18 protein-coding genes are annotated in these 22,947 nt (G+C 72.1%); 4 read left to right on the top strand and 14 right to left on the bottom strand.

What is annotated here, in order from left to right:
* Positions 1 to 11 precede the first annotated feature (11 nt).
* Positions 12 to 1,544 (bottom strand): hybrid sensor histidine kinase/response regulator, encoded by a 1,533-nt coding sequence (locus tag ACQP2F_RS07425; RefSeq protein WP_433301889.1) that lies wholly within the window; start codon positions 1,542 to 1,544, stop codon positions 12 to 14.
* A 58-nt stretch (positions 1,545 to 1,602) separates the two neighbouring features.
* On the bottom strand, positions 1,603 to 4,101 hold the full coding sequence (gene pepN, locus ACQP2F_RS07420) for an aminopeptidase N (RefSeq protein WP_433301887.1): 2,499 nt from the start codon (positions 4,099 to 4,101) through the stop codon (positions 1,603 to 1,605).
* A gap of 217 nt (positions 4,102 to 4,318) precedes the next feature.
* On the opposite strand from pepN, the gene trpS reads away from it, so the two are divergent.
* Complete coding sequence (trpS, locus tag ACQP2F_RS07415; protein ID WP_433301886.1) at positions 4,319 to 5,281, top strand: tryptophan--tRNA ligase; 963 nt, start codon at positions 4,319 to 4,321, stop codon at positions 5,279 to 5,281.
* Here the strand turns inward: trpS and ACQP2F_RS07410 are convergent.
* The 6 genes from ACQP2F_RS07410 to ACQP2F_RS07385 all read right to left on the bottom strand — a co-directional run bounded on the left by ACQP2F_RS07410 (position 5,270) and on the right by ACQP2F_RS07385 (position 12,165).
* Positions 5,270 to 5,713 (bottom strand): GNAT family N-acetyltransferase, encoded by a 444-nt coding sequence (locus ACQP2F_RS07410; protein ID WP_433301884.1) that lies wholly within the window; start codon positions 5,711 to 5,713, stop codon positions 5,270 to 5,272. The genes trpS and ACQP2F_RS07410 overlap by 12 nt on opposite strands.
* A gap of 57 nt (positions 5,714 to 5,770) precedes the next feature.
* On the bottom strand, positions 5,771 to 7,285 hold the full coding sequence (gene obgE, locus ACQP2F_RS07405) for a GTPase ObgE (RefSeq protein WP_433301882.1): 1,515 nt from the start codon (positions 7,283 to 7,285) through the stop codon (positions 5,771 to 5,773).
* A gap of 72 nt (positions 7,286 to 7,357) precedes the next feature.
* Positions 7,358 to 7,615, bottom strand: coding sequence for a 50S ribosomal protein L27 (rpmA, locus tag ACQP2F_RS07400; protein WP_433301880.1), 258 nt, complete (start codon positions 7,613 to 7,615; stop codon positions 7,358 to 7,360).
* Between the two features lie 14 nt (positions 7,616 to 7,629).
* Positions 7,630 to 7,944, bottom strand: a complete 315-nt coding sequence (gene rplU / locus ACQP2F_RS07395; RefSeq protein ID WP_396034930.1) for a 50S ribosomal protein L21 — start codon at positions 7,942 to 7,944, stop codon at positions 7,630 to 7,632.
* A gap of 180 nt (positions 7,945 to 8,124) precedes the next feature.
* Complete coding sequence (locus ACQP2F_RS07390) at positions 8,125 to 8,661, bottom strand: hypothetical protein (RefSeq protein ID WP_433301877.1); 537 nt, start codon at positions 8,659 to 8,661, stop codon at positions 8,125 to 8,127.
* Positions 8,662 to 9,135: 474 nt separating this feature from the next.
* Positions 9,136 to 12,165, bottom strand: coding sequence for an Rne/Rng family ribonuclease (locus tag ACQP2F_RS07385; protein WP_433301875.1), 3,030 nt, complete (start codon positions 12,163 to 12,165; stop codon positions 9,136 to 9,138).
* Here ACQP2F_RS07385 and ACQP2F_RS07380 point away from each other — a divergent pair.
* Positions 12,122 to 12,928: a hypothetical protein gene (locus ACQP2F_RS07380; RefSeq protein WP_433301873.1), complete on the top strand. Its 807-nt coding sequence runs from the start codon at positions 12,122 to 12,124 to the stop codon at positions 12,926 to 12,928. The two genes, ACQP2F_RS07385 and ACQP2F_RS07380, sit on opposite strands and share 44 nt — an antisense overlap.
* Here the strand turns inward: ACQP2F_RS07380 and ACQP2F_RS07375 are convergent.
* From ACQP2F_RS07375 to ACQP2F_RS07355, 5 genes are all read right to left on the bottom strand, one after another.
* Positions 12,925 to 13,614: a TIGR03936 family radical SAM-associated protein gene (locus ACQP2F_RS07375; RefSeq protein ID WP_433307383.1), complete on the bottom strand. Its 690-nt coding sequence runs from the start codon at positions 13,612 to 13,614 to the stop codon at positions 12,925 to 12,927. The genes ACQP2F_RS07380 and ACQP2F_RS07375 overlap by 4 nt on opposite strands.
* Before the next feature lie 92 nt (positions 13,615 to 13,706).
* Positions 13,707 to 15,650 (bottom strand): TIGR03960 family B12-binding radical SAM protein, encoded by a 1,944-nt coding sequence (locus ACQP2F_RS07370; RefSeq protein ID WP_433301871.1) that lies wholly within the window; start codon positions 15,648 to 15,650, stop codon positions 13,707 to 13,709.
* Between the two features lie 63 nt (positions 15,651 to 15,713).
* Positions 15,714 to 16,058: an STAS domain-containing protein gene (locus ACQP2F_RS07365; protein WP_433301870.1), complete on the bottom strand. Its 345-nt coding sequence runs from the start codon at positions 16,056 to 16,058 to the stop codon at positions 15,714 to 15,716.
* Positions 16,055 to 18,553, bottom strand: a complete 2,499-nt coding sequence (locus ACQP2F_RS07360) for a SpoIIE family protein phosphatase (protein WP_433301868.1) — start codon at positions 18,551 to 18,553, stop codon at positions 16,055 to 16,057. Before ACQP2F_RS07360 ends, ACQP2F_RS07365 begins: the two co-directional genes overlap by 4 nt.
* Before the next feature lie 9 nt (positions 18,554 to 18,562).
* Positions 18,563 to 19,360 carry an alpha/beta fold hydrolase gene (locus ACQP2F_RS07355; RefSeq protein ID WP_433301866.1) on the bottom strand — a complete coding sequence of 266 codons (798 nt, stop codon included), beginning with the start codon at positions 19,358 to 19,360 and terminating at the stop codon, positions 18,563 to 18,565.
* A 145-nt stretch (positions 19,361 to 19,505) separates the two neighbouring features.
* On the opposite strand from ACQP2F_RS07355, the gene ACQP2F_RS07350 reads away from it, so the two are divergent.
* Positions 19,506 to 20,756 (top strand): hypothetical protein, encoded by a 1,251-nt coding sequence (locus tag ACQP2F_RS07350; RefSeq protein WP_433301865.1) that lies wholly within the window; start codon positions 19,506 to 19,508, stop codon positions 20,754 to 20,756.
* Positions 20,757 to 20,772: 16 nt separating this feature from the next.
* Complete coding sequence (locus ACQP2F_RS07345) at positions 20,773 to 22,227, top strand: cryptochrome/photolyase family protein (RefSeq protein WP_433301863.1); 1,455 nt, start codon at positions 20,773 to 20,775, stop codon at positions 22,225 to 22,227.
* A 6-nt stretch (positions 22,228 to 22,233) separates the two neighbouring features.
* Here the strand turns inward: ACQP2F_RS07345 and ACQP2F_RS07340 are convergent, their stop codons facing one another.
* Positions 22,234 to 22,920: a lysophospholipid acyltransferase family protein gene (locus ACQP2F_RS07340; protein WP_433301861.1), complete on the bottom strand. Its 687-nt coding sequence runs from the start codon at positions 22,918 to 22,920 to the stop codon at positions 22,234 to 22,236.
* Positions 22,921 to 22,947 lie beyond the last annotated feature (27 nt).

Below are 22,947 nucleotides of genomic sequence, written 5' to 3'. Positions count from 1 at the left end.
AAAAATATAGATCAATCATCAAGGCGCGCACGTACGGCCGAAAGCAGGTCGTCCGCGGTGAACGGCTTCTCCAGCAGCGCAACGCCCGGGTCGAGCGTGCCCTGCGAGTGCAGCACCGGCTGGGCGTACCCGGACATGTAGAGCACCCGGGTCTGCGGCCGCGCCCCGGTCAGCCGCTCGGCCAGCTCCTTGCCCAGCATTCCCGGCATCACCACGTCGCTGACCAGCAGGTCGATGGCCCCGTCGTGGGCGGCCGCCAGCTGCAGCGCCTCGGCGCCGCACTCGGCCGCGAGCACGCGATACCCCGCCGCCGAGAGGATCCGCCCGGCCACGTCCCGCAGCGCCGCCTCGTCCTCGACGACCAGCACCGTCTCGCCACGCCCGGCCACGGTGGGCGCCATGCCGGACAAATCGGAAATGTTCGAGGAGAAGGGGGAGGACGAGGAGGCCGGCGGGGCGACTACCGGGAGCAGCACCGTGACCGTGGTTCCCACGCCCGGGGACGAGGCGATGCTGACCTCACCACCGGCCTGGCTGACGATCCCGTAGACGGTGGCCAACCCCAGACCCGGCCCCTCGCCTCGCGCCTTGGTGGTGAAGAACGGGTCGAAAGCCCGCTCGAGCACCTCCGGCGTCATCCCCTCCCCGGAGTCGCTCACGCGAAGCCGCACGCGATCGCCGTGTGGGGACGTGTCGATCACCAGCTCGCCGCCGGAGGGCATCGCGTCGCGCGCGTTCACGGCCAGGTTCACCAACATCTGCTCGATCTGACCGGGGTCGGCCTGGACGGCCGGGAGCGCGGCCGACGGGCGTACGAGCAAGTTGATGTGCTCGCCCAGCGAACGCCGCAGCATCTCCTCGATCGACGCGATGACCGTGTTGAGGTCCAGGATCTGCGGCCGCACCACCTCGCGCCGCGCGAACGCCAGCAGCTGGTGGGTGAGGTCGGTGCCGCGCTCCCCCGCCCGCACCACCTGCCGGGCGTCGGCCGCGATCGCCTTCAGGTCCGGCGCCGGCGACTCGGCCTCCTCGATCACGAAGTTGGCGTAGTTGACGATCACGCCGAGCATGTTGTTGAAGTCGTGCGCGATGCCGCCCGCCAGCTGGCCCAGGCTCTCCAGGCGCTGGCTGCGGTGCACGTGCGCCTCGGCCCGCAGCCGCGCCTTGTCCTGCTCGGCGCGCGCCCGCTCGCTGAGGTCACGCACCACCGCGACGGCGAGCCGGCCCTGCGGCGTGTCGACGATCGCGACCGACGACTCGACCGGGATCTCCACCCCGTCCCGCCGCCGGATCGTGGTGGTCACCGCCCCGATCGGCCCCGGACGGCCCTCGCGCAGCCTGCGCTGCCGCTCGGGGAGCATGACCTTGGCGTCGTCGGTGATCAGCGTCTCGATCCGCGTGCCCACCAGCTCGTCGCGCGACCATCCGTAGAGCTCCACGGCCCGGTCGTTGACCAGCACGATCCGCCCGCCGTCGGCCATGACCAGGATCGCGTCGGGGGCGGCCTGCAGAAGGCCGCCCGCCAGCTCTTGGCACCATTCCACGCATCCACCCCCGTAGCTGAGCGTATCGGCTCAAACTCCGGGAAACGGCTAAATGCGTTTAGCCGGCCGCGCGTGCCTCCAGCGCGCGCCGCATGTCGTCGTCGGTGTCCTCCACCACCCGGCGCAGGATCGGGTCGAGGTCGGGGCGGGCCAACAGCTCGGCGGCCAGCCGCCGGGTCTCCGCATCGACGACCACCTCAGGGTACGCGAGACCGGCCGTCCGCTCCGCGCTCATCCCGCTGCGAACCCGCATCATGGCCGGCATCTCGGCGAAGTACCGCGGCACGTACGGCGCGAGCAGGTCGAGCTGCTCGGCCTGCCAGAACCCGGACGCGGTCATCTCGACCAGCCGGTTCGACAGCGACACGTCCTCGACGATCGCGCTCCAGGCGGCCGCCTTGGCCTCGGCGTCGGGCAGCCCGGCCCGGCAGCGCGCGGCCCACTGCTCGCCGGTCGCGCTGCGGTCGCGCGTGAACTCGGCCTCGATCTCGTCCCGTCCGGCGGCGCCCAGCACCACGAGCCGGTAGAGGATCAGCCAGCGCAGGTCGGCGTCGATCGGCAGCCCCGGCGGCACGCCCTCGCCGGCCAGCCAGCCCGCCAGCCGCGCGGTGTCGACGGTGGCGCCGATCAGGCCCCGGGCCGCCGCCAGCTGCCGGGAGCCGCCCGGCTCGGAGACCGCGAGCAGCCGGTCGGCGGCCTGCGCCACCAGCTCGAGCGCGGCCGGCCGGGTCTCCGGCGTCGAGTAGCGGTCGACCAGGCTGCGGGTGGCCCGCAGCACGTCCTCGACGATCACCACCTCGGTCTCCACCGGCAACGCCGTCAGCACGAGCGTGACCAGCTCGGCGACCGGGCGCTCGCCGTCGACCACGGAGTCGAGCATCGAGGCCCACAGCACGGCGCGCGCCAGCGAGTCCCCGACCAGCGGCAACACGGTCGGCACGGCGGCGGTCGAGGCGTCGTCGAGGCGGATCTTCGCGTACGTGAGATCGCCGTCGTTCAGCAGCAGCAGGTCCGCCGTGGCCTCACCCGAAATACCGGGAATTTCGGAGACGTCAGACGGCGCCACCTCGGCCTCGACCCGCGACCGCAACACGACGGCCCCCTCGGGAGACCGGTCGTAGAGGCCGACCCCGATCTTGTGTGGCCGGAGGGTCGGGTACGCGGCCGGGGCGCTCTGCAGCACCGAGACCCCGGAATAGTGCCCGTCGGCCGCCGAGACGGACAACCGCAGGGTGTTGACCTGAGCACGCCGCAACCAGACCTCGGCCCAGGACGACAGATCCCGGCCGGAGGCCTTGGCCAGGGCGCCCAGCAGATCGGCGAGCGTGGCGTTCCCGTACGCGTGGGCCGCGAAGTGCTCGTTCAAGCCGGCCCGGAACGCGTCGTCCCCGACCCAGGCCACCAGCTGCTTCAGGGTCGCGGCGCCCTTGGCGTACGAGATGCCGTCGAAGTTGAGCAACGCCTCGTCGGTGTCGGCGACCGAAGCGGGTGCCACCGGATGGGTCGACGGGTGCTGGTCGGCGCGCAGTCCCCAGGCCTTGCGCTGCATGGCGAACGTGGTCCAGGTGCCCTTGAACCGGGTGGCCTCGGCCGCGACCCGGGTGCCCAGGTACTCGGCGAAGGACTCGTTCAGCCAGAGGTCGTCCCACCAGGCCATGGTCACCAGGTCGCCGAACCACATGTGCGCCATCTCGTGCGCGATCACGTTGGCCCGGCTCTCGCGCTGGCTTTCGGTGACGGCCGAGCGGTAGATCATCTCGTCCCGGAAGACGACCAGTCCCGGGTACTCCATGGCGCCGAAGTTGAACTCGGGCGCGAATGCCTGCTGGTAGTGCCCGAAGGGATACCGGATGTCGAACATCTCGTGGTAGCGGTCGAGGCACTGCTTGGTGATCGTGAACAGCTCCTCGGCCTGCTCGTCGAGGTGCTCGGCGAGCGCGGCCCGCACGTAGAGCGCCAGCGGGATGCCGTCGTGCTCGTCGGTGACCGCGTGGAACGGCCCGGCGAACAGCGAGGCCAGGTAGGTGGAGATCGGCTTGGTCGGCGCGAACTGCCAGTGGCCGCCCTCGGCCGAGATCAGCTCGCCGTTGGCCGCGACCTTCCAGTGCTCGGGCGCGGTCACCGAGAGCTTGAACGACGCCTTGAGGTCGGGCTGGTCGAACGCCGGCAGCACCCGGCCCGCGTTGTTGATGAACAGGTGCTGGTAGAGGTACGTGTTGCCGTCCGCCGGATCGACGTACTTGTGCAGGCCCTCGCCCGTGTTCGAGTAGTGCATCGTGGCGGTGACGGCGAGCTCGTTGTGCTCGGCCAGGCCGGTCAGATGAAGGCGCCCGGAGGTGGCCGCGGACGCCGGCACGGCCTCGCCGTTCAGCGTGATCGACTCGATCGCGACCGGCTCGAACTCGAGGAACGTGGCGGCGCCGGGCCGGGCGTCGAACCGCACCACGGCGCGGGAGACGAACGTGTCGGAATCGGCGGTGACGTCGAGGTGGACCTCGTACTCCTGGACATCGACGTTGGCGGCGCGTTCGGCGGCCTCGGCACGGGTCAGCGGCATGACGACCATCATGCCTGTCCGGCGGGCCCGCCATGTCGCCGCCCCGCGGTAGCATGTCTGACATGCGCGCGCTGAACCTCTGCTGGTGGCGGCCCTGACGGGCGGCTCACCCACACGCGCATGACCTCATTCGCGGCCGCCCCTTCCGGGCGGCCGTTCTGCACGTCAGAAGGCGATTCCGGCGGGGCCGGCCACCCCGTACCGGAAGGAATTTGCCATGAAGCGACTCACCGGCTTTCAGCCCACCGGAAACCTGCACCTCGGCAACCTGCTGGGCGCCATGCGCCCGCTGGTGGAGGCGCAGGAGACCGCCGAGTCGATCGCCATGATCGCCGATCTGCACGCGATGACGATGGAACACGATCCACCGGCGCTGCGGCGGAGCACGCTCGGCGTCGCCACGATGCTGCTGGCCGCCGGCGTCGACCCGGCGCGGACCGCGATCATCGCGAACTCGCAGGTTCCCGAGCACGCCGAGCTGCATTATCTGCTCGAGTGCGTGACCGCGTACGGCGAGGCGGCTCGGATGATCCAGTTCAAGGAGAAGAGTGCCGCGGGTGGTCCGGTCAGACTCAGCCTGCTCACCTATCCCGTGCTGATGGCGTCGGACATCCTGGTCCACGACGTCAACCAGGTGCCGGTGGGCGAGGACCAGAGCCAGCATCTCGAGCTCGCCCGCACGCTCGCGACCAGGTTCAACGCCCGTTACGGCGAGACGTTCACGGTGCCCGAGGGCGTTCGGCCGGAGTCGGCGGCGCGCATCATGGACCTGGCCGAGCCGACCGCCAAGATGAGCAAGAGCAGCGTGTCGGCGGCCGGGCGGATCGGCCTGCTCGACCCGCCCGAGGTGATCCGCAAGACGATCTCCCGGGCGGTCACCGACACGCTGGGCGTGGTCCGGCACGATCGGGTCAACCAGCCGGGCGTCACCAATCTGCTGGAGATCCTGACCGCGTGCACCGGCTCCCCGGCGGGCGCCTACTCGTCCTACGGCGCCCTCAAGCGTGACGTCACGGAAGCGGTGGACGCCCTGCTCGCGCCCGTTCGCAAGCGGCACGCCGAGCTCTCGGACGACCCCGGCTACGTGCGCGAGATCCTGGCGGAGGGCAAGACCCGGGTGCGGCCTGCGGCGCTTGCGACCGTACGCCGTGCCCGCGCCGCGATCGGGCTACTGGACTAAGGCTTTGAGTCTCTTCTCGAAGCACACGGTGTGCGGAACTCCCCCGAGGGGTCCGTAGGCGGGGATCTCGTGATAGCCGGAGGACTGGTAGAGGGTGATCGCCGCGGGCAGGTCGGTGCCGGTCCGGAGCCGGATGACCGGCCGGCCCGCGGCGAGCGCCTCCTCCTCGATCGCGACGATCAGCTGCCGGGCGATGCCGCGACCCCGGAACGCCGGGCGCACGTACATCCTCGTCAGCTCCGCTGTCCGCTCCGACAGCGCCTGCCACGCCGCGCACGCCACCGCCCGGCCGCCGATCACCGCCACCAGATACGCAGCGTCGTCGCCGGGCCGGAACGCGGCGGCGCTCCGGGCCTGGTCGATCTCGCTCTGCTGGGCCGTGACCAGCGCCGCGAGTTCCGGGTCCAGCGCGGGGCGGGATTCGATCAGCACGCAGGTGACGCTAAGCGAGCACCCTTTCCGGATGGTTGCGCGAAGCTGGACTGCGTCCTATTCGCCGGTGTCGTCCTCATCGTCCGCGTCGTCGTCCTCGGTCACCAGCACCGGGCGGTTCGCGTTCGCCACGCTGGTGATCGTGCCGTCGGCGGCCATGTGCAGCAGCTCGTCGTCGCCGCGGACCCGCCGGGCCTTGCGGGCGGCGAGACGCTGGGCCGCGGTGAGCCGGTGGCTCTCCTCCTCGAGCCGGGCGTCGGTGCCGCGCGGGCCGGCGTGGAACTCGCCGGCGTTGGGCTGCCAGTCGAACTCGCGGTCGGCGATGCGCACCGGATCGCCGGGCTGCGCGCCCTTCTTGGCCAGCTCGGCCTCGACGCCGAGGCGCTCGAGCCGGTCGGCCAGGTAGCCCACGGCCTCGTCGTTGTCGAAGTTCGTCTGCCGGATCCAGCGCTCGACCTTGGTGCCGCGCACGACGAAGACGCCGTCCGCGTCCTGCTCGACGGTGAAGCCGCTCTCGTCGACCGCCTTGGGGCGCACGATGACGCGGGTCGGCTCGGCCGGCGGGTGGGCCAGCCGGTGCTCCTCGACCACCGCGGCCAGCGCGTACACCAGCTCCTTGAGGCCTTCGCGGGTCACGGCGCTGACCTCGAACACCCGGTAGCCGCGCTCCTCGATCGACGGGCGGACCATCTCGGCGAGATCCCGGCCGTCCGGAATGTCGATCTTGTTGAGCACCACGAGGCGGGGGCGATCTTCGAGGCCACCGTACGCGTTGAGCTCGGCCTCGATCGCGTCGAGATCGGCCAGGGGGTCGCGCTCGATCTCGGGCGCCGCCGCGTCGAGCACGTGCACCAGCACCGAGGTGCGCTCGATGTGCCGCAGGAACTGCATGCCCAGCCCCTTGCCGGTGGCCGCGCCGGGGATGAGCCCGGGCACGTCGGCGACCGTGAAGGTCTGGTCGCCGGCCTGGACCACGCCCAGGTTCGGCACGAGCGTCGTGAACGGGTAGTCGGCGATCTTGGGCTTCGCCGCCGACATCACCGAGATCAGCGAGGACTTGCCGGCCGACGGGAAGCCGACCAGGCCCACGTCGGCGACGCTCTTGAGCTCGAGCACCACGTCGAGCCGGTCGCCGGGCTCGCCCAGCTCGGCGAAGCCGGGCACCTTGCGGCGCGTGTTGGCCAGCGACGCGTTGCCCCGGCCGCCCCGGCCGCCCCGGGCCACCTCGAACGTGGTGCCGGCGCCGATCAGGTCGGCCAGCACCTCGCCGTCCTCGGTCTGCACAACCGTGCCGTCCGGCACCGGGAGCACGAGATCCTTGCCGTTGGCGCCGTCGCGGTTGGCGCCCGCGCCGCCGCCGCCGTTGCTCGCCTTGACGTGCGGATGGAAGTGGAAGTCGAGCAGCGTGTGCTGCTGCGGGTCGACGACCAGCGTGATGCTGCCGCCGTGCCCGCCGTTGCCGCCGTCGGGCCCGCCGAGCGGCTTGAACTTCTCCCGGCGCACCGAGACGCAGCCGTGCCCGCCGTCACCCGCCTGCAGGTGCAGCACGACCCGATCGACGAACGTGGTCACAGCTCAGTCTCCCTTGGAAAACAAACAGCGGGCCCCGGACCCCTCGAGGTCCGCGGCCCGCTGAGGAAAAGCTTATTCCGCTACCGGAACGATGCTGACGGTCTTGCGACCACGGCTCGTGCCGAACTGCACGTTGCCGGTGGCCAGCGCGAACAGCGTGTCGTCGCCGCCACGGCCGACGAGCTCGCCCGGGTGGAACTTCGTGCCACGCTGACGGATCAGGATCTCGCCGGCGTTGACCAGCTGGCCGCCGAACCGCTTGACGCCGAGCCGCTGCGCGGCGGAGTCACGGCCGTTGCGCGAGCTGGAAGCACCCTTTTTGTGAGCCATGAGTGATCCGCCCCTTACTTCCCGCTCGTGATGCCGGTCACCTTGACGCGGGTCAGCGGCTGGCGGTGACCCTGGCGCTTGTGGTAGCCGGTCTTGTTCTTGAACTTGTGGATCCGGATCTTCGGACCCTTGGTGTGCTCGGCGATCTCGCCGGACACCGTAACGTTGGCAAGCTTGGCCGCGTCGGTCACCAGGTTGTCACCGTCGACGAGGAGGACAGCGGCGAGCGTGAGCGCATCGCCGGGCACGCCCGCGAGCTTCTCGACCTCGATCACGTCGCCCTCGGCAACCTTGTACTGCTTGCCGCCGGTCTTGACGATCGCGTACATCGGACGCGGACTCCCTGAGACTTGCGCAGCGAAGACCGCTGCTTGGCGGATGGTGCTGGTCCTGGATCCCCCACCGCTGGGGCCGGGGTTACACAGGCGCACGGCGCATGGAAAAGCGCCGTCGGCAAGCGTACTTCATCGGCGTGGTCATCCCCAAACCGGGCCGCCCGCCGCCCGGCGTCAGCTCTTGCCGCAGGCCTTGTCCAGGTTACCGGTGATCGCCGACATCTTGTCGGCGTTGAGCTTGGTCACGTCGCCCTTGAGCGCCGTGACCTGCTTGCTCATCTGGGTCAGGGCCGACTTGAGCGCCTTGTCGTCGGCGAGCCGGGCCATGCTGGAGAGCGCCGACGAGTAGCTGGAGACGTCCCGGTCGATCTTCTCCTGCGCCTGTGCCTTGGCCGCCGCGCCCTGGCCGGCCGCGTCGATCTGCATCTGCAGGTCGGCGATGAAGGTCTGGCCGAAGCTGGTGCTGGTGCGCTCGGCCTGCGCGCAGATGGCCTTGGTGTTGCCGGAGAGCGCCTTGTCGGCCTTGGCCGCCACCGAGGGGTCGACGGGCGCCGGGGCCGGGGCCGCCGGGGTGCCGGCGTCCGAGCCGGCACCGGCATTGGCACCGGCGGCCGGGGTGCCGCCGGCCGGGGCCGAGGCGTTGTCGTCGGCGCCGGAGCAGCCGGCGAGGGCGAGCACGGGAAGAACGAGCAGGGGGACGAGGCGTCGCATCGGGGGTCGGTCTCCTCGGGGGGGCAGGGTGATCGATCCCCGCAGGGTAGCCGACGTCGACGGGTACGAGGGCCAGCCAGTTAAGTTTCTTTACCGAAGGGTGCCCGGTCTGGCCTCGCCGGCTGGCCCAGCCGCGCTGTCACTGGCGCTGGCGCTGGCGCTCGCGCTCGCGCGGGCTCGCCGACGGCGAAGCCAGTGGCGCGCAGGCCGGCGTTGAAGGGTTCGGTCAGCCCCGGCCGCTTGAGGGGGTCGCCGGCCCGGCTTGACCCACTCACCGGCTGGGTGGATATCGCCGGCTTCGCCTTGGCGCAGGCAGCCGCCTGATGGATAGCGCCAGCCTCGGCTTGGCGCCGGCACCCGCCTGATGGATGTCGCCAGTCCCGCCTTGACCCACCCCCGCCCGTCTGGGTGGGGGTGGAGTCAAGCAGCCGGGTACGACACTTTTCGGGCGTTATCCACAGCCGATGCGGCGCGTTACGGGCGGGTGCGCCGCCTCGTGCCGCCGCGGCGGGAACGCCGGCGGCCGCCGGCGCCGGCGCCGACCGGCTCGTCGTCGTCATCGTCATCGTCGGCCGCGTCCGGGTCGTCGGAACCGGTCAGCCGCATCGGCTCGGACGAAGGCGCGGCCTGCCCGGCCGGCTCGGCCTGTCCGGCCGGCTCGGTCTGCGCGGACGGGGGCTCGGCCTGCTCGTAACGGGACAGGTCATAGCCACTGATGTCGTATTCGTCGTCGGGTTCCGCGGTGGTCAGGGCCGGCGCGGTGGGCTGGACGATGCCCGACCTGATCACGCCCGATCCGGAGACGTGCGGCAGGCCCGCCGTCTCCGCCACGGGGTCGTCGCCGTCACGCGCCGTGCGGCCGGAGCCCGGCTGCGCCGTGCGGCCGGAACCCGGCGCCTCGGCCGACGGAGACGAGGCAACCGAAGACCCGGCGGCCGAAGACCCAGCGACCGGAGACCCAGCCGCCGGAGACCCAGCGCTCGAAGACCCAGCGCTGGAAGACCCGGCGACCGAAGACCCGGCGACCGGAGACGCGGCCGGGGACTCGGCGATCGGGGACTGCGCGACCGAAGCCTCCGCAGAGGCGCTCTCCGAACCGCCGCGGCGGCGACGGGACTTCGTGGCCGGCGCCTGCTGCTGCGGGGGTGCCTGGTCCGTACGCGTGGCCGCCGCGACCGCCTTCACCTGGTTGCCCGCGCCGCCGTTCGTCCGCTTCTCCGGCACCGGCTCGGTGTGGATCAGGACGCCCCGGCCCTTGCAGTGGTCACAGGTCTCGCTGAACGCCTCGAGCAGGCCCGCACCGATCCGCTTGCGGGTCATCTGCACCAGGCCGAGCGAGGTGATCTCGGTGACCTGGTGCTTGGTCCGGTCGCGGCCCAGGCACTCGGTGAGCCGCCGCAGCACGAGCTCGCGGTTGCTCTCCAGCACCATGTCGATGAAGTCGATGACCACGATGCCGCCGAGGTCGCGCAGCCGGAGCTGGCGCACGATCTCCTCGGCCGCTTCCAGGTTGTTGCGGGTGACGGTCTCCTCGAGGTTGCCGCCGGCGCCGGTGTACTTGCCGGTGTTGACATCGACGACCGTCATCGCCTCGGTGCGGTCGATCACGAGGTGGCCGCCGGAGGGCAGGAACACCTTGCGGTCGAGGCCCTTGAGGATCTGCTCGTCGATCCGCTTGTCGCCGAAGACGTCACCGGCCCCGGTGTACCGGTGCAGGCGCTCGACCAGGTCCGGCGACACCGAGTTGAGGTAGTTCTCCACCTCGGCGTACGCCTGGTCGCCCTGGACCACCAGCTCGCGGAAGTCCTCGTTGAAGAGGTCCCGGACCACCCGGATGACCAGGTCGGGCTCCTCGGAGAGGGCGACCGGCGCGTGGCCCTCGGCCGCCTTGCGCTGGATCTCCTCCCACTGGGCCTGCAGCCGCTTGACGTCGCGGGCGAGCTCGTCCTCGCTCGCGCCCTCGGCCGCGGTCCGCACGATCACGCCGGCGCCGTCCGGCACCAGCTTCTTGAGCACGTCCCGCAGGCGCTTGCGCTCGGTGTCGGGCAGCTTGCGGCTGATCCCGGACGCGTTGCCGTTGGGCACGTAGACCAGATGCCGGCCGGAGAGCGCGATGTGGCTGGAGAGCCGGGCGCCCTTGTGCCCGATCGGGTCCTTGGTGACCTGCACCAGCACCGAGTCGCCGGACTTCAGCGCCTGCTCGATCGAGCGGGCGCGGCCCTCGAGACCGGTGGCGTCCCAGTTGACCTCGCCGGCGTAGAGCACCGCGTTGCGGCCGCGGCCGACGTCGACGAACGCCGCCTCCATGCTGGGCAGCACGTTCTGGACCTTGCCCAGATAGACGTTGCCGACCATGGTGCCCGAGCTGATCCGGGACACATAGTGCTCGACCAGGATGCCGTCCTCGAGCACCGCGATCTGGATGCGGTCCGGCTTCTGCCGGACGACCATGACCCGGTCGACCGCCTCGCGGCGGGCCAGGAACTCGGACTCGCTCAGGATCGGCGGGCGGGTGCGGCGCTGCTCGCGGCCGTCCCGGCGGCGCTGGCGCTTGGCCTCGAGCCGGGTCGAGCCGGAGACGCCCTGCACCTCGTCGGTACGGCGCGGCTCGCGCACCCGGACGACGGTGTGCACGCCGTCCTCGATGCCGCCGGTGTCGGCGTCGCCACCCGAGCCCTTGCGGCGCCGGCGACGACGGCGGCGGGTGACGCCATCGCCCTCGTCGGAGCCGTCCTCGCCGTCCTCGCCCTCGTCCTCGACCGAGGCCTCGGCGTCCTCCTCGACGTCGGCGGCCTCGTCGTCGTCGGCCGGGCCCTTGCCCCGGCCACGACCACGGCGGCCCCGGCGACGGCGGCGCCGGCCGGAGCCGAACTCGTCGTCGGACTCGTCCTCGACGCCCTCCTCGACGTCGTCGGCGGACTCGTCGGCCTCGTCGACGGCCTCGGTGGTCTCGGTCTCGACGGCCTCGACCGGCTCCTCGGCGGCGGCACCCCGGCGGCGGCGACGGCTGCGGCGGGTGCTCTCGGCCGGCTCCTCGACCGGAACCTCGGCCACGGCGGCCTCGGTCTCGGTGACCTCGGGCTCGGCGGCGGGCGTCGCGGCGGCGACCGGAGCGGCGGCGGACGCGGCGCGGCGGGAGCGCCGGCTGACCGGGGCGGCAACCTCGGCCTCGGTGGGATCGGGCGGCATGAAGAGTACGGCGGGAGGCAGCGCGCCACGCCGGCTACGACGCTTGGGCTGCTCCTCCTCGACGAAGTCGGCGTCGAGCGGGATCACGCCGACGATCGGGGCCGCGACCGCCTGGTCCTCGGCCTCTTCCTCGTCGACGGGCTCCTCGGCCGGCTCCTCACCGGCGATGAGCGGCTCGACCGGCACAGTGGCGGCGGTCCCGGAGGCGGCGGTCCCGGAGGCGGCGGTCCCGGTGACGACGGGCGCGGCGCCGGAGACCGAGGCGGGCTCGGTGACGGAGACCGAGGCGGGCTCGGGGACGGACGCGATGCCCACGGCCGGCGCGGTCCCGGCGGCGGGCTCCGTAGTGGCTTCGGGCGTCGCGGCGGGCGCGGCGGCCTTCTTACGGCGGGTGCGGGTCGCCTTCACCGGCGCCGGCGCGGCCGGGGCCTCCCCCGCCTCGGCGGCCGGCCCGGACGTGGCCTCCGCCGAAGTCGAGGAGGGAGCGGCTCCCGCGGCCGGCCCGGACGTGGCCTCCGTCGAAGCCGAAGTCGAGGGGGAACCTGCTCCCGCGGCCGGCCCGGACGTGGCCTCCGTCGAAGCCGAAGTCGAGGGGGAACCTGCTCCCGCGGCCGGCCCGGACGTGGCCTCCGCCGAAGCCGAAGTCGACGAGGAAGCGGCTGCCGCGGGCTCGGCGGCCGGCGCGGCCGCCTTGCGGCGGCTGCGGGTGGCCTTCACCGGCTTGACCGGGGCCTCGGTGGCCGCGAGCTCCGCGTCCGACCCGGGCTCGGTAGACGACGCGGCGGCGCCGGACGACTCCTGCGCCGCAGTCGGCGCGGCGGCCTTGCGGCGGGTCGTGCGCTTGCGCGCAGGGGCGGAAGGGGCAGTGGTGCTATCGGCGGTCTCGGCGGGCGGATTGATCGCTCCGCTCGTTTCACCGCCCTGTGGCTCGTTATCGAGCATGGGGCGCTCTCCAGTTCTGGCCGCCCCGGGCGCGTGTGAGCGCTGCCACGCAGGGCTGCCGCAAGTGTTTCGGTCCCGGCCGGGTTGGCGGACGGGCGGCCGAAGTCTGCCGATCGGGCGCCGGCTGTGCAGCTAGCGCCCTCCGATGGCGGCGCGATCCGCGTCCAACGGATCGACGATCTCCCCCTGCTCGGTCAGCGTGCCCTGGGCCAGCCGGGTCACCCGTGGGGGCACCGGCGGCTCCAGGCCAGCCACCACGCGCAGGCCGGAAAGGACGTCATCGGGTCGTACGGCGGGCGTTACCTGTCGTACGACAAGGTCGATTATCGCACACGGTGCGCCGTCCGCCCCGGAAGGTGGGTCGGACTGCTCGGTCACAGCGATGTGGGTCACCGCGGCGCGGGCGTCGAAGGACCGCCGGCCCTGCTTGGTCATGCGCTCGACCAGCACTTCGGCGGTGCCGGCGAACCTCTTGACGGCCGCCTCGGCCACCGCCGGCTCGACCTCGGGCAGCTCCAGCCGCCAGCGTGAGGCGTCGATCCGGTCGGCCAGGCTGCCCTCGCCGGCCACCACGGCCTCCAGCACGTCGAGGCCGGGCGACAGGGCGGCGTCCAGCGCGACGCGCAGCATCTCCGGGTCGACCTCGGCGCGCAGGCCGATCTCGAGGTACTCGGCCTCGCTGCCGACTCCGGTGGGTGCGGCGCTGGCGTACGAGATCTTGGGGTGTGGGGTGAAGCCCTGGGAATACGCGATCGGCACCGCGGCACGCAGCAGGGCCCGCTCGAAGGCCCGGGCGAAGTCGCGGTGTGACGTGAAACGCAGGGGCCCGCGCTTCGCGTAGCGGAGGCGGATCCGCTGCACGACCGGCGCCTGGCCGCCCGGAGGCTGGTTCTTGGGGGGAATGTCCTTATCTCCTAAGCCGGGACCCGCAAGTTGTTCACCGGGGTCAGGGGCAGCAGCTTCTTGCCGGTCGGACCGATCTGGATCTCGGTGTCCATCGACGGGCAGACGCCGCAGTCGAAGCAGGGCGTCCAGCGGCAGTCGTCCTGCTCGTACTGGTTGAGCGCGTCCTGCCAGTCCTGCCAGAGCCAGTCCTTGTCGAGGCCCGAGTCGAGATGGTCCCAGGGGAGCACCTCGGCCTGGTCGCGCTCGCGGGTGGTGAACCAGTCCAGGTCGACGCCGAACGCCGGGAGCACCTCGGCGGCCGATTCGATCCATCGGGCGTACGAGAAATGCTCGCTCCACCCGTCGAAACGTCCGCCTTTTTCCCAGACACGCCGGATGACCGCACCGACCCGGCGATCGCCCCGGGAGAGCAGGCCCTCGATCAGCGACGGCTCGCCGTCGTGGTAGCGGTAACCGATGGCCCGGCCCAGCGACCGATCGCTGTTGATCTCCTGCTTGAGCATCCGCAGGCGGTTGTCGATCACCTCGGGACGCTCCATCGGCGCCCACTGGAACGGGGTGTGCGGCTTGGGCACGAACCCGCCGATCGACACCGTGCAGCGGATGTCCTTGGTGCCGGTCGCGGCCCGGCCGGCCTTGATGACCTCGTGCGCCATCCGGCCGATCTGCAGCACGTCGTCGTCGGTCTCGGTCGGCAGGCCGCACATGAAGTAGAGCTTCACCTGGCGCCAGCCGTTGGTGTAGGCGGTGACGACGGTACGGATCAGGTCTTCCTCGGTCACCATCTTGTTGATGACCTTGCGGATGCGCTCGGAGCCGCCCTCGGGCGCGAAGGTCAGGCCCGTGCGCCGCCCGTTGCGGGACAGCTCCTGGGCGAGGTCGATGTTGAACGCGTCGACCCGGGTCGAAGGCAGCGACAGCGAGACGTTGGTGTCCGCGTACTGCTCGGCCAGGCCGGAGCACATGTCGCCGATCTCGGAGTGGTCGGCGCTGGAGAGCGAGAGCAGGCCGACCTCGGAGAAGCCGGAGAACTCCAGGCCCTCCTTCACCATCTGGCCGACCGTGGTGATCGACCGCTCGCGGACCGGACGCGTGATCATGCCGGCCTGGCAGAAGCGGCAGCCCCGGGTGCAGCCCCGGAAGATCTCCACCGCGTACCGCTCGTGGACGGTCTCGGCCAGCGGGACCAGCGGCTTCTTCGGGTACGGCCAGGCGTCGAGATCCATCGTCGTGCGCTTGGCGACCCGGAACGGCACGTCCGGCCGGTTGGGCACGACCCGCTGGATGCGGCCGTCGGGCAGGTAGTCGACGTCGTAGAAGCGCGGAACGTAGATGCTCTCGGTGCGGGCCAGGCGCAGCAGCAGCTCGTCGCGGCCGCCGGGGCTGCCCTCGGCCTTCCACTCGCGGATGATGCCGCTGATCTCGAGGACGGCCTCCTCGCCGTCGCCGAGCACGGCCGCGTCGAGGAAGTCGGCGATCGGCTCGGGGTTGAAGCTGGCGTGGCCGCCGGCGAGCACGATCGGGTCGTCGTCGCCCCGGTCGGCCGAGAGGAGCGGGATGCCGGCCAGGTCGAGGGCGGTCAGCATGTTGGTGTAGCCGAGCTCGGTGGCGAACGACAGGCCGAGCACGTCGAAGGCGCGGACCGGGCGGTGCGCGTCGACGGTGAACTGCGGCACGCCGTGCTCGCGCATCAGCGCCTCGAGGTCGGGCCAGACCGCGTACGTCCGCTCGGCCAGCACGTCGGGCTGCTCGTTGAGCACCTCGTAGAGGATCTGGACGCCCTGGTTGGGCAGGCCCACCTCGTACGCGTCCGGATACATCAGCGCCCAGCGGACGGTGGCCGCGTCCCAGTCCTTGACGACGGCGCCGAGCTCGCCACCCACGTACTGGATCGGCTTGCTGACCCGGGGCAGCAGCTGCTCGAGCTGCGGGAAGACGGAAGGGGCACTCATGGGAGTCCAGGGTACGCGGGCTCCCCTATGATTTTGTTCTGGGGTTTTCCGCCGCGGGCTAGTTCAGCTCTCCAGCTCGGCCGCGGCCCGGTCGAGATCGGTGGTCAGGACGTCCTCGCGGAAGGCGCACAGTTGCAGGGTCATCCGGGCCGCGCCGTGCTCGCCGACCACCAGCCGGGTGGTCTTGCCGTGCGATTCGAGGTCACCGACCAGGGCATCCAGCAGCCGTACGCCGGCGCTGTCCAGGAACGAGACGGTGGTCAGGTCGATCAGCACCTTCCCCGCCTCCTGGATCCGGCTCACGATCGCCTTGCCGATCTCGCCCGAGTTGGCCAGGTCGATCTCGCCGGTCAGGCTGATCACCTCGGCGTCGCCGAGCTTGGCAAAGCTCACCCATTGATCGGTCACTCCGCCTCCCGGGCTCGGCGCATGGTCACCGTGGTGCCGTCGCTGCGGTCGAAGAGCACCTGGTCCATCGACTCGCGGATCAGCTGGAGTCCCCGGCCGCGGGCGACGTCGGTGACCGCACCGCGCCAGGTGCCGTGGTCGGTGACCCGCACCTCGACGGCGTCGGCGGTCACCGTGGCGGCCACGTCGATCATGCCGAACGGGTCGTCCCGGTAACCGTGCTCGATCGCGTTGGCCACCGCCTCCGAGCAGGCCAGCAGCACCGAGTCCCGGGTCTCCGGCTCGACGCCGTGCGAGGCCAGCCAGCCGCGCAGGTCGGCCCGGAGCAGGGCGATCTGCATGCGGTCGGCGCTGATCGTGCGCTCGATGCGCTCCTCGGTGCCGAGCGTCAGGCACAGCAGGCATACGTCGTCGGGGTGGTCGCGGCCGACCATCATGTCGGCCAGGCCCGCGGTCAGGCCGGGCAGCGGCGCGTCCCGGCGGCGGGCGAACTCCCGGGCCAGGATCTCGAAGCCCTTGTCGATCGGGCGCGTACGCCGCTCGATGAGACCGTCGGTGTAGAGCAGCAGCCGGCTTCCGGCCGGCAGGCGGCGGCGGTGCTCGGTGCGCCGGGTGTCGCCGGCCCGGGAGCCGAGCGCCGCCGAGCGGCCCTGCAGGAGGAACTCGGGCGAGCCGGCCGGCTCCTGCAGCAGCGGCGGCAGGTGCCCGGCACAGGCGTAGACGGCCTCGCCGGCGGCCAGGTCGACCTCGACGTAGGCGACGGTCGCCATGCGCGCGGTCTCGACCCGGTCGACGAACCGGTCGAGCCCCTCGAGCAGCCGGGCCGGGCCGGCCTCGGTGTCGGCCAGCGCCCGGATCGCGCTGCGCAGCTGACCCATCGTGGTGGCCGCGTCGATGCCCCGGCCGACCACGTCCCCGACGACCACGGCCAGCTTGTCGGCGTGGATGAGGAACGCGTCGTACCAGTCGCCGCCGACCTCGAGGTCCTGTCCGGCCGCCTGGTAGTGGGTCTCGACCGAGAACCGGGCGTCGCCGCCGGGCAGGTCGGCGGCGAGCAGGCTGCGCTGGAGCGTACGGGCGATCTGCCGCTCCTGCTCGTAGAGCCGCGCGTTCTCGAGGGCGAGCCCGGAGCGGTCGGCCAGCTCGGTGAGGAACGCGCGCTCGGCCGCCGGCCCCCGGGCGTCGTGCACCATCCGCAGCGAGAGCGTGCCGAGCACCCGGCCGCGGGCGGTCAGCGGCAGCACCACGAACGCGACCTTGTCGTCGTCGGCCGGGAAGACCGGCGCCGCGGCGGCGGTGGCCCGGGCCATCGCCTCGGCCAGCAGGTCGGGGTCCGGCGGCGGCCCGCCGGCCTCCTCGAGCAGGCCGGTCGGGCCGACCGAGAGCCGGACCGACGCCCAGTCGGCGACCTCCGGCACCATGCGGTCGACCAGGCGGCGGGCCCGGGGCAGCAGCCGGGGCAGCTCGTCGAGCGCCCGGGTGGTCTCGGCCAGGAAGGTGGCCTGCTCCTCGCGGCGGCGGGCGTCGTCGTAGAGGCGGGCGCGGTCGAGGGCCTGGCCCGCCTGCTGGCCGAGCAGGCGGACGACGCGCAGCTCGGCGGCCGAGAGGCTGCGCTCGCCGGTGAAGCTGAACGCCAGCACGCCCAGTGTCTCGGCGGTCGCGTTCTCGTCGGACGGCCCGGTGGTCAGCGGCAGGAGCACCACCGTGTTGCGGCCCGACTTGCGCATGCTCTCGACCAGGTCGGGGAAGTGCTCCTTGGCCTCGGTGAGCGAGCCGACCACATGCAAGTCGCCGCGCTCGGCCACCCGGGCCACCGCTCGCGGCGAGGATCGGGGCATGTCGTCCCAGTTGCCGGTGGTCGGGTCGGTCGAGGCGACCGCGACGATCGTGTCCCGCTCGGCGTCGACCAGGTAGATGCTGCTGCTGGCGGCGCCGAAGGCGGGCTCGGGCGCGCGAACGACGGCCTCGGCGACCTCGGCCTCGGTGGGCGCCGCCGCCAGGTCGGCCACGATCTGCTGGAGCACCCGCACGCGTCGTTCGGAGTCCTCGGCACGCTTTCGTGCGTACAGCAGCTCCTTCTCGTATCCCCGCCGCTCGGTCGCGTTGAAGACCATCGTGCGGATGGCCCGCGGCTCCTGCGCCGGACCGCGGGCCAGCACCGAGTTGACCAGGGTGGGCAGGGTGCGCCCGTCCGCGCAGACCACGTCGAGGGCGAGCTCGTGCACCTCGTCCTGCATCCGCAGCAGCGGCGCGTAGTGGGTCTCGTGGTAGATCTGCCCACCGGCGCTGAGCAGGTCGCGGAAGCGCCGGTGCCCGACCAGGTCACCGCGCTGGAAACCGGTCCAGCTCAGGAATGTCTGATTGACCTTGACGATGGTGCCGTCGGGAAGCGTCGTCAGATACCCGCACGGCGCGTGCTCGTACAGGTATTCCGGGTCGTCATCCCAGGGCAGCCGCAACTCCTGCGTCACGTCCGGCCCACCTGAGTCACTCACGGGTCCGCTCTACAACCAGGCCTTCATCGCGTCGATCGTCTCATCCGGCGCACTGAGGTTGGGGCAGTGGCCGGTCGCGTTCATCTGCACGAGGGTGCTGCCCGCCGTGTGCTTATGAACATAGTCACCGACGAACGGCGGCGCGATCACGTCATCGGAGCATTGCAGGATCAGCGACGGCGTCCGCAGCTTCAGCAGGTCGTCGCGGTTGTCGGACAGGAACGAGGCGCGGGCGAATTTCTTGGAGATCTCGGGGTCGGTGCGGCAGAAGCTGTTGGTCAGCTCCTCGCCCAGCTCGGGCCGGTCGGGGTTGCCCATGATGACCGGCGCCATCTGGCTGGACCAGCCGAGATAGTTGGCGTCGAGCGAGTCCAGCAGGGACTCGAGGTCCTCGGGGGTGAACCCGCCGCGGTAGCCTTCGGCCGGCGCGTCCATGTACCGCGGCGACGGACCGATGAGGACCAGCTTCGCGAAGCGCTCGGGCTCCTTGTTCGCGGCCAGGACGCCGATCATCGCGCTCACCGAGTGCCCCACGAAGACCACGTCCCACATGTCGTGCTCGTGCAGGATCTCGAGGACGTCGTCGGCGTAGCCGTCCAGCGTGGCGTACTTGGCGTCGTCGTAGGCCGACAAGTCGGACTTACCGTTTCCGACATGGTCGAACAGGACAACGCGGTAGTCGTCCTGGAACGCGGGCACGATGAAGCGCCACATGTTCTGGTCGCACCCGTACCCGTGAGCGAACATCATCGGCTGCCCGAGATCGTTCCCGGCCAACGTCACGGCGTTTCTCTGCGTCGTCCTCATGTCTCGGTAACCATACGGCTCCGATCCGTTTCGCACATCGCCCAGTCTGTCCGTCATTCATGTTCGCCGTCCGGTCCGCGCCGTTCGGCAGGCTGGCGTACCGCTTCTAACCTGGCGGAAGACGAGCGAGGGAGAGAAGAAGCGGATGACCGATCAGGAGTCGGACGAGACTCGCCCGGCGCCCGAGCGTGATCCGACCCGGGTCGAGGGCGGCGGCGAGCCGTCGACCGTGGACGCCCCGGCGCGCTGGAGCGGCTCGGCGGCCGTGCCGCCGCCGGCGCCGAAGAAGTCGCGGTGGACCCGGCGGCGGCCCCTGGCCGGCGAGGAGGAGGACGAGCGGGCCGCGATCCCGGCGGTCGACCCGTGGGCCGGGCACGACACGCCGATCGATCCCTTCCCGGCCGTGCCCGAGGTGCCGTTGCCGCCGACGAAGATCGAGGCACCGGCACCGACCAAGGTCGAGCCACCCGCGCCGGCCCCACCCGCGCCTCCGGCGGCCGCGGCGCCACCGCCGCCCGCGATGAAGCCGGCCGCGACCAACCCGGCCGCCGCCAACCCGGCGGCGATGAAGCCGGCCGCGCCACCGCCCGCGTACCAGCGGCCGGCCGCGCCGCCGCCCGCCTACCAGCGGCCGCCCGCGCCGCCGCCGGTCGCGAGCGGTCCCCCGCCGTACCGGAAGCCGCCCAAGCTCAGCCGCCGCGAGCGCAAGGCCCGCGAGAAGGCCCTCCGCGCACTTCCCCCAGCTAACCGGCTGCCGGTGCAGACCCGCCCGCCGCTGCCACCGCGGCCGCCGTGGGCCGGACCGCCGCAGCCGCAGCGCCCGCTCCCGCCGCCGCGCCGCAAGCGCCGCCGCGGCCGCCTCTTCCTGATCGCCGCGCTGGGCGTGCTGTGCTGTTGCGGCGGCCCGTTCGCCTACCTCCAGTTCCCGGCGGCCCGGCAATATCCGGTCACCGCCGACCTGCCGACCGACTTCTCCGACCTCAGCCTGCGCGACGACAGCGCCAGCAAGCGCGCCGCCGACCGGCTGGCCGAGGAGCTCCGGTCGGCCGACGCCAAGGACGGCAGCCCGTTCGCCGGGGTCTACGGCGACAGCCGCGGCAAGCGGGTCACCGTCTTCGGCATCACCGGCTTCCGATTCACCCCCAAGAGTGACGTCCGCGCCCAGCTCGACCGGCTGAGCGACGACTTCGGGCTGGACCAGGTGCGCTCGTTCAGCCTCGGCGAGACCGGCGCCCACGAGAGCTGCGGCATCGGACGCGCCGACGGCACCTCGGTCGTGGTCTGCGCCTGGGCCGACCACGGCAGCATGGCCACGGTCCTGCTGACCCGCCGCTCGATCGAGGACAGCGCCGAACTGGTGGGCCGCCTCCGAAGCGCGGTGCTGACTCCCGGCTGACGGGTAGAACTGCCCTATGACCCGCTGGCTCTTCGCCGATCAGCTCGGACCGCACTTCCTCGACCAGCCGGACCAGGAGGTGCTGCTGGTGGAGTCGAAGGCGGTGTTCCGCCGCCGGGTCTTCCACCGGCAGAAGGCCCACCTCATCCTCTCGGCGCTGCGGCATCGCGCGCTCGACGACCGGGTGCGGCTGGTGCGGGCGGAGACGTACGCGGAGGCGGTGACCGGCGCGGTGACGGTCTGCCATCCGACCTCGCGCGCCGCCCGGGGCCTGGTCCGGCGCCTGCCGAACGTGGAGGTGCTGCCGCCGCGCGGCTTCGTCACCTCCCCCGCCGAGTTCGTGGCGTGGGCGGACGGCCGGCACGACCTGCGCCAGGAGGACTTCTACCGGCACGCGCGCCGGCTGCATGGCGTGCTGATGGACGGCGACGAGCCGGCCGGCGGCCGGTGGAACCTGGACGCGGAGAACCGGGAGCCGCCGCCGAAGGGCGCGCGAACGCTGGGCGTGGCCCTTCCGCCGGCGATCGTCGAGGACCAGATCGACCAGGACGTACGCCGGGAGCTCGATCGCTGGGAGCGCGAGGACGGCATCGAGTTCGTCGGGAACGACGGCCCCCGGCTCTTCCCGGTGACCCGGGAGGAGGCGCTGACCCGGTTGCGCCACTTCGTCGCGCACCGGCTGCCGGCCTTCGGGCCGCACGAGGACGCGATGCTGGCCGGCGACCCGTTCCTGGCCCACAGCATGCTCAGCGCGTCGATGAACCTGGGCCTGCTCGACCCGGTCGAGGTGATCGAGGCGGCCGAGGCGGCGTACCGGGCCGGCGACGCGCCGCTGCCGAGCGTCGAGGGCTTCGTCCGGCAGGTCATGGGCTGGCGCGACTACATCTGGCACCTGTACTGGTACTTCGAGCCGTCCTACCGGCGCGACAACGAGCTGCACGCGCGCAGTGAGCTGCCGGCCTGGTTCGCCCGGCTGGACGCCGGCGCGGTGGAGGCCCGCTGCCTGTCCGACGTGCTGGCCGGGGTGCGCGACCGCGGCTGGGTGCACCACATCCCGCGGCTCATGGTGCTCGGCAACTACGCCCTCCAGCGCGGCTGGCGCCCGGCGGCGGTGGCCGACTGGTTCCACCGCTGCTTCGTCGACGGCTACGAGTGGGTGATGACGGCCAACGTCATCGGCATGAGCCAGTACGCCGACGGCGGCCGGATGAGCACCAAGCCGTACGCGGCGGGCGGCGCCTACGTCAACCGGATGAGCGACTACTGCCGTGGCTGCCGCTACGACCCGAAGGCCCGGCTCGGCGACGACGCGTGCCCGTACACCGCCGGCTACTGGTCGTTCCTGGCCCGCAACGAGCAGCGGCTGGCCGGCAACCACCGGATGCGGCAGGCCGTGCGCGGGCTCGCCCGGCTCGGCGACCGGGACGCGGTCGTCGAGCAGGAGGAGGCGCGGGGCTCGCGGGCGCCCTAGCGCCGGCTAGCCCTGGCCCTCGGCCGGCGGCTTCTTGGCCGGGGCGTAGCGCGGCACGTACTCCTGGCCGGTCAGCTTCTGGATCTCGGCCATCACCTCGTCGGTGAGGGCGCGCAGCGAGGTGCGGTCGTCGGCGCGGCCGGTCACGTCGATCGGCTTGCCGAACCGAACGGTGATCTTGCCGCGGAACGGCATCGGATACGGCTGGCCGATCGGCTGGACCTTCTCGGTGCCGAGCATGCCGACCGGGATGATCGGGACACCGGCGGCGACGGCGAGACGCGCCACGCCCGTACGCCCCCGGTAGAGACGCCCGTCGGGAGAGCGCGTGCCCTCGGGGTAGACCACGACCATGTCGCCCGCCTTGAGCACCGGGATCGCGCCGTCGAAGGCGGCGAGGGCGTCGCGGCCGCCGGCCCGTTGAACCCGGATGGCGCCCAGTCCGTTGAGCAGGTTGCGGGTGAACCAGCCGCTGAGGCCGGTGCCGTCGAAGTAGTCCGACTTGGCCCAGAAGGCGAGGTGGCGGGGAACGACCGCACCGAGGAACAGCTCGTCGGCGACCGACAGGTGGTTGCCCGCGAAGATCGCGCCGCCGGTGCGCGGCACGTTGTCGAGACCCTCGACGCGGGGCCGCCAGCCGAGCATGAGCGCGTTGCCGACGGTGACCTTGCCGATGGAGTAGAGCAGGGGCAACTGGGGTCCTCGGGTCGTGCGGATAGT

The organism is Actinoplanes sp. CA-030573, assembly GCF_050951115.1.
Classification (GTDB): domain Bacteria; phylum Actinomycetota; class Actinomycetes; order Mycobacteriales; family Micromonosporaceae; genus Actinoplanes.
The sequence above is the reverse complement of the archived record's forward strand: the minus strand, read 5'-3'. Positions and strand labels throughout refer to the sequence as shown.